The organism is Pseudoalteromonas sp. CF6-2 (genome assembly GCF_021729425.1).
GTDB lineage: Bacteria > Pseudomonadota > Gammaproteobacteria > Enterobacterales > Alteromonadaceae > Pseudoalteromonas > Pseudoalteromonas arabiensis.
Genome location: NZ_CP091442.1, coordinates 3024061 through 3038141, shown reverse-complemented (window position 1 = coordinate 3038141; position 14081 = coordinate 3024061). Strand labels below are relative to the sequence as shown.

At 40.6% G+C, this 14081-nt stretch carries 15 protein-coding genes; 6 read left to right on the top strand and 9 right to left on the bottom strand.

Annotation, left to right across the window (positions count from 1 at the left end; translation table 11 throughout):
- Nucleotides 1-14: 14 nt before the first annotated feature.
- Both ftsZ and lpxC read left to right on the top strand, forming a co-directional pair.
- Nucleotides 15-1262 (top strand): cell division protein FtsZ, encoded by a 1248-nt coding sequence (gene ftsZ / locus L3Q70_RS14025; protein ID WP_062568623.1) that lies wholly within the window; start codon nt 15-17, stop codon nt 1260-1262.
- 102 nt (nt 1263-1364) lie between these two features.
- On the top strand, nt 1365-2276 hold the full coding sequence (gene lpxC, locus L3Q70_RS14020; RefSeq protein WP_062568624.1) for a UDP-3-O-acyl-N-acetylglucosamine deacetylase: 912 nt from the start codon (nt 1365-1367) through the stop codon (nt 2274-2276).
- Nucleotides 2277-2335: 59 nt separating this feature from the next.
- Here the strand turns inward: lpxC and yjjG are convergent, their stop codons facing one another.
- Genes yjjG through L3Q70_RS14005 form a run of 3 tightly spaced genes read right to left on the bottom strand, consistent with a single transcriptional unit; the run spans nt 2336 to nt 4510 of the window.
- Entirely contained in the window at nt 2336-3010 is a 675-nt protein-coding gene (yjjG, locus tag L3Q70_RS14015; protein ID WP_062568625.1) for a pyrimidine 5'-nucleotidase, read from the bottom strand.
- 11 nt (nt 3011-3021) lie between these two features.
- Nucleotides 3022-3561, bottom strand: a complete 540-nt coding sequence (gene yjjX, locus L3Q70_RS14010; RefSeq protein ID WP_062568626.1) for an inosine/xanthosine triphosphatase — start codon at nt 3559-3561, stop codon at nt 3022-3024.
- A 49-nt stretch (nt 3562-3610) separates the two neighbouring features.
- Nucleotides 3611-4510, bottom strand: coding sequence for a phosphoribulokinase (locus tag L3Q70_RS14005; RefSeq protein WP_062568627.1), 900 nt, complete (start codon nt 4508-4510; stop codon nt 3611-3613).
- A gap of 166 nt (nt 4511-4676) precedes the next feature.
- Here L3Q70_RS14005 and L3Q70_RS14000 point away from each other — a divergent pair, with 166 nt between their 5' ends.
- Nucleotides 4677-5546 carry a hypothetical protein gene (locus tag L3Q70_RS14000; protein ID WP_237114462.1) on the top strand — a complete coding sequence of 290 codons (870 nt, stop codon included), beginning with the start codon at nt 4677-4679 and terminating at the stop codon, nt 5544-5546.
- A gap of 64 nt (nt 5547-5610) precedes the next feature.
- On the top strand, nt 5611-5976 hold the full coding sequence (locus L3Q70_RS13995) for a hypothetical protein (protein WP_062568629.1): 366 nt from the start codon (nt 5611-5613) through the stop codon (nt 5974-5976).
- Between the two features lie 41 nt (nt 5977-6017).
- Here the strand turns inward: L3Q70_RS13995 and L3Q70_RS13990 are convergent, their stop codons facing one another.
- From L3Q70_RS13990 to L3Q70_RS13965, 6 genes are all read right to left on the bottom strand, one after another.
- Nucleotides 6018-8588 (bottom strand): M1 family metallopeptidase, encoded by a 2571-nt coding sequence (locus tag L3Q70_RS13990; protein WP_237114461.1) that lies wholly within the window; start codon nt 8586-8588, stop codon nt 6018-6020.
- 112 nt (nt 8589-8700) lie between these two features.
- The gene (locus L3Q70_RS13985; protein ID WP_237114460.1) at nt 8701-9378 is read right to left on the bottom strand and encodes a hypothetical protein; all 678 of its coding nucleotides are present in this window, start codon (nt 9376-9378) and stop codon (nt 8701-8703) included.
- Nucleotides 9379-9480: 102 nt separating this feature from the next.
- The gene (locus tag L3Q70_RS13980; RefSeq protein WP_062568632.1) at nt 9481-9831 is read right to left on the bottom strand and encodes a DUF2750 domain-containing protein; all 351 of its coding nucleotides are present in this window, start codon (nt 9829-9831) and stop codon (nt 9481-9483) included.
- 17 nt (nt 9832-9848) lie between these two features.
- On the bottom strand, nt 9849-10427 hold the full coding sequence (locus L3Q70_RS13975; protein ID WP_237114459.1) for a glutathione S-transferase N-terminal domain-containing protein: 579 nt from the start codon (nt 10425-10427) through the stop codon (nt 9849-9851).
- A gap of 57 nt (nt 10428-10484) precedes the next feature.
- Entirely contained in the window at nt 10485-10766 is a 282-nt protein-coding gene (locus tag L3Q70_RS13970) for a peptidylprolyl isomerase (RefSeq protein WP_237114458.1), read from the bottom strand.
- A gap of 77 nt (nt 10767-10843) precedes the next feature.
- On the bottom strand, nt 10844-11413 hold the full coding sequence (locus tag L3Q70_RS13965; protein WP_062568635.1) for a glutathione peroxidase: 570 nt from the start codon (nt 11411-11413) through the stop codon (nt 10844-10846).
- Nucleotides 11414-11486: 73 nt separating this feature from the next.
- Here L3Q70_RS13965 and L3Q70_RS13960 point away from each other — a divergent pair, with 73 nt between their 5' ends.
- Nucleotides 11487-11978: a GNAT family N-acetyltransferase gene (locus tag L3Q70_RS13960; RefSeq protein WP_062568636.1), complete on the top strand. Its 492-nt coding sequence runs from the start codon at nt 11487-11489 to the stop codon at nt 11976-11978.
- A gap of 143 nt (nt 11979-12121) precedes the next feature.
- Nucleotides 12122-14077, top strand: coding sequence for an ATP-binding protein (locus L3Q70_RS13955; protein WP_237115277.1), 1956 nt, complete (start codon nt 12122-12124; stop codon nt 14075-14077).
- Nucleotides 14078-14081: the final 4 nt, after the last annotated feature.

Genomic DNA, 14081 nt, shown 5'->3' with positions numbered 1-14081 from the left:
GTCGGAGAGTAAAGATGTTTGATATAATGGAACAGCACAGCGAAGAAGCTGTCATTAAAGTAATTGGCGTGGGCGGTGGCGGCGGTAACGCTGTTGAGCACATGGTAAAACAACAAATTGAAGGTGTACGCTTCATTGCGGCGAATACCGATGCACAAGCACTGCGTAATTCATCAGCAGATGTCACTGTACAGCTAGGTACGCAAATCACTTCTGGCTTAGGTGCTGGAGCCAACCCTGAAGTGGGTCGTAATTCAGCGGAAGAAGATGCTGAAACAATCCGTGCAAGCCTTGAAGGTGCTGACATGGTGTTCATCGCTGCAGGTATGGGCGGTGGTACAGGTACCGGTGCGGCTCCTGTGGTTGCTAAAATTGCTAAAGAGTTAGGGATCTTAACTGTTGCAGTTGTAACACGCCCGTTTGACTTTGAAGGTAAAAAGCGTGCCGCAGCGGCTGAACAAGGTATTAATGAATTGTCAGAAACTGTTGATTCACTTATTACAATTCCGAACAATAAATTGCTTAAAGTTTTAGGCAAAGGCACGACATTATTAGATGCCTTCGCAAAAGCAAACGATGTGTTATTTGGTGCGGTTCAAGGTATTGCAGAATTAATCACACGCTCTGGTCTAATCAACGTGGATTTCGCCGACGTACGTACTGTTATGTCAGCGATGGGCACTGCGATGATGGGGACTGCGTCAGCGTCTGGCCCAGACCGTGCGCAAGAAGCAGCAGAAGCCGCTATTTCAAGCCCATTACTTGAAGATGTCGATTTAACCGGTGCTAAAGGCATTCTAGTTAATATCACAGCAGGTATGGATATTGCGATTGAAGAGTTTGAGATTGTTGGTAATCACGTTAAAGCGCTTGCGTCAGAAAACGCAACGGTGGTTGTTGGTGCGGTAATTGACCCTGAAATGAGTGATGAGTTACGCGTTACAGTCGTTGCAACTGGTTTAGGTGGCGAGCGTCGTCCACAGTTTGGTATTGTTGATAATGGCTTTAAAAAAGCATCGGGTTCAGATGTGCAAAGCACAACAAGCCAATCGACTAGCAGCATGTACGTGCCAAGCTTTGCAAGCCAAGGTAGTAGCGACGATGTAAGCGTGTCAGCAGGTGTTGATAAGCAAGAATCTGTGAAGCAAAATACAGCAAGTAGTTCAGTATCAAGTAATACTGAAAGCAGCAAAAAGTCTGATAAGTCAGAAGGTGGCGATTATTTCGACATTCCAGCGTTTTTGAGAAAACAAGCTGACTAAGATTTTTTTATGGTATTTTGCCTGAAAAGTAAACAAATTTGGCAGTTGAGTGTATTTATGATACAATCCGCCGTCTAACTGTAACTATAAGTGAGCGAACCTATGATTAAACAGCGTACGATTGCAGAAGTAGTCAAAGCCATAGGAATTGGACTTCATAAAGGTGAGAAGGTCACTATTACTCTCCGACCTGCGAGCGCAAATACTGGGATTGTATTTCGTCGTGTGGACCTTGACCCGGTTGTTGATTTTGAAACAACACCTGAAGCCGTTGGCGATACGCAATTGTGTACCTGTTTAACAAACAAAGATGGTGTTCGTTTATCAACGACTGAGCACCTTATTGCTGCCGTTGCGGCAATGGGGATTGATAATCTAATTGTTGAATTAGATAGCTCAGAAGTGCCGATTATGGATGGTAGTGCATTACCATTTATTTACTTGTTACAAAAAGGCGGCATTAAAGAAGTAAATGCAGCTAAGCGCTTTATTCGTATTAAAGAAAAAGTACGTATTGAAGAAGGCGATAAATGGGCTGAAATAGAACCCTATGATGGTTTTCACATCGACTTTGAAATTGCGTTTGATCACCCAGCAATCAATGAAAGCCGTCAACGTATCGGTTTAGATATTACTACGCAGAGCTTCACTGAAGAAATCAGCCGTGCACGTACTTTTGGCTTTATGAAAGATATCGAGTATATGCATGCTAATAACCTAGCATTAGGTGGTAGCATGGATAACGCAGTTGTTTTGGATGACTTTAAAGTACTAAATCCAAACGGCTTACGTTATAGCGATGAGTTTGTTAAACATAAAATCTTAGACTGTGTCGGCGACATGTTTATGACTGGCCACAACATTCTAGGTAAAATCACGGCTTATAAATCAGGTCATGATTTAAACAATAAACTACTTCGTAAAATTATGGCGACTGAGTCAGCATGGGAATGGGCAACATTTGAGACCCCAGTGACTATGCCTGCACCAGGCCTAGAAGTAGCGACAGCTTAATCGCAAGCATATTACAGTTATAAAAAATGACGCTTTTAGCGTCATTTTTTTTGCCTTGTTTATAATCCAAGAATAGCTTCAAGCTCTACTAACTGATTGATTTGATAAGTTGGTTTAATATCTTCAGGTAATAGAACACCTGGGTGTTGCAACCAGCAAGTATCGATACCCACATTATAACCCCCTAAAATATCGCTGGCTGCTGTATCACCAACCATTAAGATTTGCTCTTTTGGCGGATTGCCCATTAATTGAAACGTGTGCTGAAAAATTTCAGGAGCAGGCTTTGCTTTACCTACTAACTCCGAAATAACGAGCCAATCAAACATATCTTGTAAACCTGTATGCTCTAGGCGTTTTTGCTGTAATTTAGCAAAGCCATTAGTAATAATGCCCAGCTTTGCATGTGGCTTTAACTTTGCCAACAACTCAACAGCACCAGGCAGTGGCACACAAATTGATGCCATCGCATCTAAAAAGCCATCATTAAGAGTTTTAGCGGGAACATTGAGCTTGTTAGCCCACTGGGTAAAACGGGTTATTTGTAGCTCACTGGCAGTGATCTCATGCTTTTGATAGGCAATCCAAAGAGGTTTATTAGTGGCTTGGTAATGCTGATAGTCTGCATCAGTAAATTTTACGCCATAATTGGCGAACATCACCTTTAACCCTTCAAATGCATTAAAACTGAATAGGGTTTCATCGGCATCGAATAATACGTGGCTATACTTCATGGTTATCCTAACTACTGATTAAATAAGCTCGGGTGTAAAAATGGCGCCATTGCGAGTGTAAGCGCTTGTATATAGGTGCTTTCGCGGGTAGCAAGGTGATTGGTTAATAAGCCAATAGCGCCCCCTTGTTGTTTGATATTAACTGTATTGAATGCCTCATCCATGACATCACCCAGTTCTTTACCGGCCAATAAGGCATCGTAAAAAGGTTGCGGTAAGGGGAGGTTACTACTGCGACCAACACTAAATTGTTGTTTATTTGCAATAACTACATATGCAAAGGTTGCTGCACCATAACTAAACTGTTCTGCGCCACCTTCCATTGCTGCATAAAAGTCAGCGTTAAAGTGAGTTTGGCAGTATTTTACGCGGTTTTCAGCACCTATACGGGTCTCATCTTCCCCCAATGGCTGATCAGGCACATCGGAAGGGGCGTGTTCACCTTTGCATTCAATGATATGGTCTGGGAAGTAAAGGCTAAAGACATGTTTAGCTGCATTAATTTTAACAGGGTTCTTTGAACCGACAATAACACGTAATATTTCTTTCAAGCTGACGACTCCATCATTGTTGGTTGAGTCAGCAGTGTACCCGAGTGATTTAAATCGGCAAGTCAACTGGGGCTAAATTTTCCAGTGCACGTTTTTTCAAAATGATGTCTTTGATTAGCGGTGTTAAAACAAGTTCCATCGCTAAGCCCATTTTCCCACCTGGTACAACTAGGGTGTTTATACGTGACATAAAACTACCTTCAATCATGCGTAGATAATATGGAAAATCTACATCTTCAATGCCACGAAAACGGATAACAACAAAGCTTTCGTCTAGTGACGGAATATCTTTAGCGCTAAATGGATTTGAAGTATCAACCGTTGGCACGCGCTGGAAGTTAATATGAGTACGTGAGAATTGTGGCGTAATGTGGTTGATGTAGTCGTCCATACTGCGCACAATTGAGCCCATGACAGCCTCGCGAGAGTGGCCTCGCTCTGAGGTATCACGGATTAGTTTTTGGATCCATTCAAGGTTGATGATAGGCACCATGCCAATAAGCAAATCAACATGCTTGGCTACATCATGGTCTTGATCAACTGCACCACCATGTAAGCCTTCATAAAAGAGGATATCGGTATTGGCTTCTAGGTCTTGCCAAGGAGTAAAGGTTCCAGGCAACTGGTTGTAAGGCACGGCTTCATCAAAAGTGTGCAAGTAGCGTCTAATTTTTCCTTGGCCAGTTTCACCATATTGGTAGAATAATTCTTCGAGTGCACCAAAGTCGTTAGCTTCACGACCAAAATAGCTTATGTGCTTGCCCTCTTGCTGTGCTTCACGAACTTTTTTATCCATTTCAGGACGCGTATAACGATGAAAGCTATCACCCTCAATAAAGGCCGCATCAATATTTAAGCTTCTAAAGATATGCTTAATGGCATTCGTGGTGGTGGTTGTGCCTGCACCAGATGAGCCGGTAATTGCGATAATTGGGTGTTTAGCTGACATAATTGTTCTCGTTATTAGTGAAGTCGTGTTATTTGCTCAAGCACTCAGTTAAAGTAACAAAAAACAAACACGCCTTAGTTATAAAGGTCGAGTATAGTAAGGTCAAGTGACTGGCCAATTAAATAACGCTATCATGAGCGAATAAGAATTAAAACGAGAGAGCAACATGAAATTAATTTCGCCTTTATTTTTTGCGCTGACAAGTACATTTTTATCAACTGCAGTGGATGCTGCGATGCCGAAAAGCGAAATATTATTAGCGGATCTTGATACACCTTATGGCATGAAGGTGTCTCGTATTACCGATGATACAAGCTATAACAATCAACCATTTTTGATTGACCAAGGTGTTTATTATACCCATGAAGTAATTGCTGAGCAGGGGCAATCACAAACTGACTTGTACTATTTTGATTTTGCCAGTCAAAGTGCCTCTAACCTAACAAATTCTCCTGTTAGTGAATATTCACCTACTTTAATGCCTGACAAACAGGCTTTATCAGCCATCGTAGTGGAAAAGGATGGTAAGCAAAAATTGTGGCAATACCCTCTAAAATCAGACCAACAAGCAAGTCGTATTTTTGAATGGATTGAGCCTGTTGGCTACCATGCATGGGGAGCCGACAATGATCTTGTTATGTTTATTTTAGGCGAACCACATACCTTACAATACACATCACTCGCTGCTGCTAATCCTCAAATTATTGCCGGTGATATAGGTCGTACACTTATTTTTGATAAACACACAAACAGCTTTTTGTTTAGTTATAAAAAAGATAACCAGCATTGGTTGGCACGCTTTTCAGCTAAGACGAATGAAGTTGCCGATTTATTCCGACTACCTGACGCAGTACAAGATTTTACATTAGTGAATCACAACACAGTGGCGTATGCGGTTCAAAGCCGTATTTATAAACGTGACTTGAATGATGCAGGGGGGGTGTCGCAGTGGCTTGATTTAGGTCGTTATTGTGAAACCTCAATTACACGATTAAGTTATCATAATCGTAAGCTTGCATTTGTGTGCAATAAATAAGTAACGATTTTCAATAGATTACTGTACTGTGTTTATTATTGAACATTTTTAACAAGGCGCGCACTTGTCTTTATCCGCAGCACAACTTAGTGAACAGCTTATAAAATTAGGCTGTCGTAGTAATTTTAAAATAAAAAATATTAACGAGTTCATGCTTGCTCACTCCAAAGAGGCGTTTTATGTGCATGAGCAAAGTGGTCAGGCTAAATTAATTATAAGGCCTGCTTTTGAAGTGTTTAGCGCTGATTTTGAAGCTTTGGAAGGTATCTCTAGAGTTAAAGACTACTTTCATAGTAGTGAAATGACACGCTTCCCTACGCGGATTTATAAAAGTGCTCAGCCCATTCATTATGGTGTTGCTTTTAAAGTGACAACCACCCAAGCCGTTGAATTATTTATTAAGCGGTTAAGTGCTATTTTAGCACAATGAAAAGGGCCACAGATGTGGCCCTAATCTAATGTGGCTGGTTGTTAGCGTTTAAGAAAACTATTCACTGAGCTTAGCTCACGTTTCTTCAGTGCGATACAATCATTCACTCCTTCCTCTAACTTACTCAAAGTGCGAGCATAGCCAGGTTGTTCAGAGATTTTATCAGTAAAGAAGGTTTTGGTTTTTTCTAAACTTTTCGCATCACAGTTTGCGGTTGTGAAGAATGGCAAGTTTGGTATAAAGAACGGCGGTAAGCTCTTAGTGATAGCATCGTAATTTTTGTAGATCCAATCAATGAACAACGCTTGGCGTTCTTTACCATAACTTAGGCCACCTAATAAAGTACGCATATCTGAGGCTGTTACTTCATCTGTTAGGCTATAATCTAATACCGCTTTTTGTAGCTCAGGCTTTCCGAAATACCCCATCGCAGCTAGCATTTTAGTACGTACTTGCGGATCTTTGGTTGTTTTAAAGGTTTGCTTGTACTTTTCAAGGAGCTTTGCATCGCCGTGATAGGCTGCCAAATTTAGGTAGGTTGAAGCTAAATATGGGTCAACATTTTCAGGGTTATTCAAATAAAGCGCTGCTTGTGCTTTTGCTGTATCAATCACTTTTTGATCTTCGCCATCAAAACCTAAACGGCTAATAACCTGTGCGCGTAATTGTGATACAGCAGCATCTTCATTTGCTTTTGCTGTTAGGCCGTATTGCTTCGCCGCCGGTGCAATGCTGTTACGGATAAATTTCGGCCATAAATCACGGTTGCTGTCATCTTCAAAGACACGTTTTTGCGACGCTAAATAACCAAGGGCTGTATTAGCAACAAGCGGGTGCGCATCGCTTACGAATGCTTCAAGAGTTTGCATTAGATTTGCAGCGGAAATAACGCCTGCATCTAATAGAGAGTCTACCGCCGAAAGAAGCGCTAGGCGCTCTCGCACGGTTAGCTTATCCGCTGCGTTGTCGAGTAGGGCACTAAACTGTGCGTCATCTAATAGCCAGCGGTAATAACCCATGGCGCCTTGATCTGGATAAATCCACTCTGGTTCAAAATCGAGGGTTAGCTGTTGTGTCTCTTTGTTCAGCAATATATTCGCTGTTTCAACTTTATCGCCTGCACCATATTTAATTGCCACCGGAACATTCCAAAGTTGTGCTGGCGCATCAACACCGGCATTCACAAAGCGGCTTTGGCTAATATTAATTTTCTTTCCGTCTTGGGTTACTTTGATTAGTGGGAAAGATGATTGTTCAATAAACGATTTTAATACACTTGCAACGTCTTTATTCGAGGCTTCGCCTAATGCTTGCCAAAGGTCTGCCGCTTCTGCATTTTTATATGAGAACTTCTTCAAGTAAGCTTGAATACCTTGCTGGAATGCCTCTTCACCAATCCAGTTCTCCACCATTGAAAGCACCGCACTGCCTTTACTGTAAGCAAGGCCAAGGCCATCCATGATGTCAGCTTCGGTTTTTATAGGCTTACGTATAGGCTTAGTACTTAAGCGTGCATCGAGTGCCATTACATGGTTTTGTGGTAAGTCTAAGTGTGACTCAAACTCAGGGTTGATTTGTGCGGTGATTTTCGCAGCCATCCAGCTTGCAAACGCTTCGTTTAACCATAAGTCATTCCACCATTTCATGGTGACTAGGTTACCGTACCATTGGTGAGCTAATTCATGGGCAATGATTGATACATTGCGCTCTTTTTTACTACGTGTTGCAGTGGCAAGGTCGACTAGAAGAATATCTTCACGGTAAGTAACAAGGCCTGCATTTTCCATCGCGCCAAATGGGAATTCTGGTACTGCAACTGAATCAAGTTTTTTATAAACGTAAGGGATGCCAAAGTAATCTTCCAGTGCTTTTAATACGCGTGGCATATTTTCTTTTGCGTAATCAGCAAGATGAATTTTACCTTGCGGCGTCAGTACACGACCAGGAATTGGCATGCCTTTAATTTCAAGCTCTTCAAATGGGCCTACAGCCATTGCTACTAAGTAAGAAGGAATAGGCGGCGTTTTATCAAAAAAGTGTGTTGTCATCTCGCCATCAACTTTGGTTTTTAATACAGGTGTGTTGGCATACACTTTTTGAGATGTGGGCGCTGTGATTGTTAGCTGGAATGGAATTTTATAGCTAGGCTCGTCAAATACAGGGAATGCACGGCGGGCATCGCTCATTTCAAATTGAGTAAATAGGTAAGGCGTACCCTGATCAAGTGTTTTATATAAACCGACACTTTGACGGTTGTAAGGTGCTGTAAAATCAATTTTTAAAGTGTATTTACCAGGCTGAATTTTTTCATCACAGGTGAATTTAACTTTACCTGTTTTTAGCATTTCAGCACTGAGGTCGCAGTTCTCTGCACCTAAAATCTTGGCCATACTCACAGCGTAATCAATACCGTTTAGTTCGATATAATTCGTTGCTTTAAGTACTTCAAGGGCAATGTCGGTATGACCAGAAAAATTGTCTTTTGCAGGATCAAGCGTAAGTTTTACTTGTTGTGAGCTAGGCTTGGCAAGCTTTTCGATAACATATTCATTGGCATGGGCTGAGCTAACAGCAAGTGCAACACTCACTGTTAATAGGCTTTTTAAGAACATAAGTATCCCTGATTTTTTGTTGTTAGAAAGGCACCTGCTATGAGGGGCGAAATACCATGCTATCAGGTTTTAATTTGAACAGTAATAAATAGTTAGTAACAAAGTTTGTCAGCTAATGATGGCGGTCGATGAAACGTTGCCAATGTAGTTGCGGGTTGATTTGTCGCACATTTTGTAGCACGGTGTTTAATAGTGGCATATCCGTAAAACGTTGCTCGTTGAAATCTTTAAAACCAAGTAAGTAGTTAAAGGCATCTTTGCTGTTTGCTTGCAGTGCATGAATACGAATTTGTTGTTCAAAGTTGAGCCGTAAGCTACTAATCGCCGTTTTCATTCCTTGTTGGTCAACACTGGGAATAGCACATTTTTGTAAATAACCAGCACGTTCACCTTCACCGGAAAACCAAATGCGTACTTTTTCGCTATAGCGGCCTGATTTAGCCGGTAAATCAAACATTAGCCGTTGTTGGTTTTGTTCGCTTAAAAAGTCTAAGTACTGATCAAGTCCTGCATTAAGTAATGCATTGTGGATGGGTACATAGCGTGGTTTTATCTTACCATGAGTGTGAAAATCAAAGCAGCGAACACCATCACACGTGACAATGTTATCAAGAGTTAAATGACCAATTTCATCGCTGTAGGCACCGGTGTAATAAGCGAACAAAGGCAGCCAAAAGTGCCAATGCTTTGCTTGCTCACGAGGAAGACGTTGGTCACTGTAGATGTAACCGTTATACAGGGTATGTAATTCCATGGCCGAAAAGGGCCGGCGACCGAGATGGGACTTCAACCTAATACCTTGATAATAAAGACGCTTTAAGGAGTATACCTGAACAACGTTTAGTTTCCAGCCTAACGACACTACGACATAGAGCATAGTGTCGTGATAAAATTAATCACAAAGTGCTTTTGCAAGTCCTACAGGCTCAATTTCTACACATACTTGGTCATCATTCCAGTTTAAACCAACCAGTGCATCATCTTCGTTTAGATCTTCAACCCATTCATCAAGAAACTCATCAAGGCCAATTTCAACTGGCGTATAGTCTTGCCATTCGTCTTTGCATTGCGCCTTTGCAGCATCTTCGGTGCCCCAAAGTAATAGGACATCAGTGTCACTAAATTGGTTTGATTCACAGACAACAAAACCACCATCTTCAGCACCCAGTGCCCACATCGTTTCGTTGAGACGAACTTTTTCAACGAAGCTTACTAATTCTGATTCAATTTCGATATCGCTCATTTGCCTAACCCTTACCTTTATTTTCGTGGATCTGTTTGTTGTACCGCCGCTTTATCTGCGAATTGATGGTAAAAGCCAACTAAATTTTCTAGTTGGCTAAAATCAGTTAATTCGCGGAAGCGGATCCAATCTAGCAAGCAGTATAAACTGATGTTGAGGTATTCACAGCTTTTAAATACTGGCTCAGATAAATGATTATTTAAATAGGCTAATGTTTCAGCAATTCGTTCATTCTGTAAATTAAAAAACAGTGTGTCAGTGTGTGTGTCGAATCCTGAGCGTTGACATAGAAGCATTTCTACTAATGAGTCATTACAGGCATTAATGATGGTAAGAAAATTCTCTTGTCGCCAACTCAACAGTGGTTGATTGTTTTTTTCGAATAGGTAGCGAATAATTGAATTTGAATCGGATAGGCTAAAGCCATTATCAATAAGAATAGGAATTTTTCTTGCGGGGCTATGAGTTATCATCGTCTGCCTATCTTGCTCAGAAAATATATCTAAATTTTTAAATACTAAAGCAAGTCCATTTAAATCAGCCCATATTCGAATACGTCTCACAAAGGGGGAGGTTGTTGAACCGAGTAATTCCATGACGATCTCCTGTCGAAAAAAAAGCCGCTGTGAGCGGCTCATTTGTTGGTATTTGTATCAATCTGTACGGCTGGTGACTTCAAGTAAGTGATAACCGAACTGAGTCTGAACTGGGCCTTGTACTTGGTTTACTGGAGCAGAGAATACCACTTTATCGAATTCTGGCACCATCATACCGGGTCCAAACTCACCTAATGCACCGCCATCTTGGCCTGATGGGCAATTTGAGTGAGCTCGTGCAAGATCTGCAAAGTCTGCACCTTGTTCTACTTGCTGTTTTAAGTCTAAACAGTGTGCTTCACTGTCTACTAAGATATGCCTCGCGCTGGCTACTGCCATAATTACTCCCCACAATGTGTGTTTTTGTGAATTAAATGAATAGTCTAGTTCAATATTTAACGAACGAACAATTAAATTTATTGTGTAGCTAGCGCTGTTTCTATAGCTTTGCGCAATTTCTCTGACTGCGGTTTGGTTTTGCTGTTAAAGCGCGTCACTGTTTTTCTGTCGGCGGAAACAAGATATTTATAAAAATTCCAGTTTGGTGAGCTAGTTACCTTATTTAAATGCTGAAATACAGGGTTTGCGCCGCTGCCTCTCACTTCACTGGTAGCGAACATGTTGAAAGTGACCCCATAGTTTATGAAACATACATCGGCAGTCTCTTTTTCATCATCTTCTTCTTGGAAAAAATCATCAGATGGAAAACCCAATATAACTAAGCCTTGGTCTTTATATTCTTTGTTTAGTGCTTCTAAGCCTTCAAACTGCGGGGTAAAACCACAGTTGCTTGCGGTATTAACGATTAGCAGTGGTTTATTTTTAAATTGGCATAGGTTTATCGTTTCTTTGGAACGAAGCTTCCGTAATTCAACATTAGTGAAATCATCACATTGTGCTTGTGTTGTGTTTGATGATGCGGGCGTTTGAGCTGCAACCTGAGTGGTTAGAAGAGTTGCACTAAGTAACAAAGCAAATTTATACATGGTTATTTCCTGCTAGTTTTTCCAATCGAATATACGCTAATATGCGCAAAAGTGATCACCAAATATTCGTTTTATGACTATTCGTACAGCAACCTATGATGATTTAGCGGCAATCGTCGCAATCTACAATGAAACAATCCCAGGACGTATGGTAACAGCCGATACCGAAGAGGTAACTGTTACAGATAAAGAAGCATGGTTTTTATCCCATTCTATTAATCGGCCTATTTTTGTATATGAACAAGAAGGAAAGGTTTTAGCATGGATAAGTTACAAGTCTTTTTACGGACGGCCCGCTTACGATGGAACTGTTGAAGTGAGCATTTATATTACCGCAAGTGCACAAGGAAAAGGGCTAGGTAAACGATTGCTGACATTCGCGGAGACCCATGCAAGCACACTTAAAATAAAAGTACTTTTAGCATTTATTTTTAGTCATAACCTACCGAGTATTAAGTTATTTAATCTATTTAATTATAAAGTATGGGGTGAATTGCCAAGTGTGGCAATTATGGATGGAAAACCTTACAGCTTAACTATTTTGGGAAAACATTTAGATTCATAGTTTGTTCATAAACTAATAAAAAAATACGGTGTAAATTGTGCTGCATCGATTTTTTTCGACTACGCTAATTAAGTAATATGATTAATTGGGCGTAGCGTAAAGTGCGAAAGATATTAATTGTTGATAGTAATAGTGTTTTAGCAATGCGAGTAAAGGTGTTACTAGAGCTCATAGGGTGTAGGGTTGAGCTGATACACTTTTCAATGGTTGATAATGCTGTTTTAGCGCAGCAATTTGACCTTGTTGCTGCTTCACACGGTGTACCAACAGATACTATCAAAAAGCTAATGGCGGTATTTTCTCAAGAGCATCTTTTACTTTTGGCACCTAAAGCACAGCGCAGTGATTTACTTGAGCACTTTAGTGAAATTAATCGCTTACTACCTAATGCGGTGGTCATATACCCTTTCTTTGCCAACAAAGAGATCAGCGCTCTATTAGAAGGCGTGCTTGAACTTGATTCCGATAATATCTTAAAACTTCCTACGGTTTTACTTGTTGATCACTGCCCTGAGCGATTAAATACGATCGCGCACAATTTAAAAGGTGCACATATTAAAACCTTCACCGCAGAAAATATATTCTCAGCGGTAGAGTTAGTGAACCAGCATGCAATTGATTTATTAATTAGTGACTTTACCTTTGAAGATGGTACAGGTCTTGAGCTATTTAATAAATTCAAAACATTGCAACCTAATTGCCGTTGTTTACTTTATACCTCTAAGCCTGATCAAGTCTCTATGGTTGCAGCCATTCGTCAAGGTGTTGAAGATGTTTTAATTAAGCCAATAGATGACAATAGCTTGCTGCAATCGGTCCATAAGCTTTGGCAAACTGAATTGTTAAAACGCCACAATGCAGAGTTGGTAGAGCGTCTACAAAACACGGTTGATGCATTAATCGAAAAAGACAGCTTATTACGTGTTATTTTTAAGCACACCCCCGATGCGATCATTCTATTTGATCGTAACGGTAAAATTATTGAGGCCAATGATGCCTGTGAGTCATTATTTGAGAAATCGTTAAAAGAGTTTGAAAATTGCTCGGTGTATGACTTTTTTGACTTAGCTTCGACTACACGTATAAAAGACAAGGTCAGTACACTTAATAAAAATCGTCAATTTAGTTGTGATTTAAAGGTACTGAAGGAAAATGGTGCATCGGTTCCATTGGTGGGCTCGTTCAATGAAATTGACCATCACGGTGAAATAGCACTTGCTGTAATCTTTAAAAATGTTACGCACCTGAAAGAGAAAGAAGAGCTACTTCTTGAAGCAAAAGATACCCTAGAAGAAGAAGTTAAAGCACGCACAGCCCAGTTAGAGCACGCAAAAAATGTCGCTGAAGCTGCCAATCACAGTAAGTCAGAGTTTTTAGCTAATATGTCTCACGAGCTTAGAACACCGATGCATTCTATTCTTAGCTTCGCACGGTTTGGCTTAGAAAAAGTAGCTAATGATGACCTCAGTAAAGAGAAGCTTAATAAGTATTTATCACGAATAGAGCAAAGTGGTGAACGGTTACTTTCTTTACTCAATAACTTGCTCGACTTATCTAAGCTTGATGTTGGTAAATTTCCTTTTAACCCGCAGAAGCATAGCCTGATGAATATCATAAAAACCAGTATTGATGATGTCTCGGGTACAGCACTTGAACGTAATATCACCATTAAATTAATTGCACCTAATACAAACATCACCATTGAGTGTGATGAAGAACAAATTAATCAAATTATGCGTAACTTACTTGGCAATGCGCTTAAATTTAGTGAGCCCAATAGCGATATAGACATAAAGCTGGCGCTAAGCAATGGATCGGCTGAAATTGCAGTTGTTGATCGTGGTATAGGTATACCTGACGACGAATTAGAAAAAGTATTCGCAAAGTTTGAACAAAGCAGTAAAACCAATAGCGGTGCAGGAGGCACCGGACTCGGTTTAGCAATTTGCCGTGAGTTTGTTTTGCTACATCAAGGCACTATTGTGGCAAGTAACAACGAATACGGTGGTGCCACTATTTTAGTGACCCTACCTTTAGAAATTGACTTTCCTCAGCATTTAACAAATGAAGAGCGAGTGCAAAGTAATTATGAAGCTTAATTTA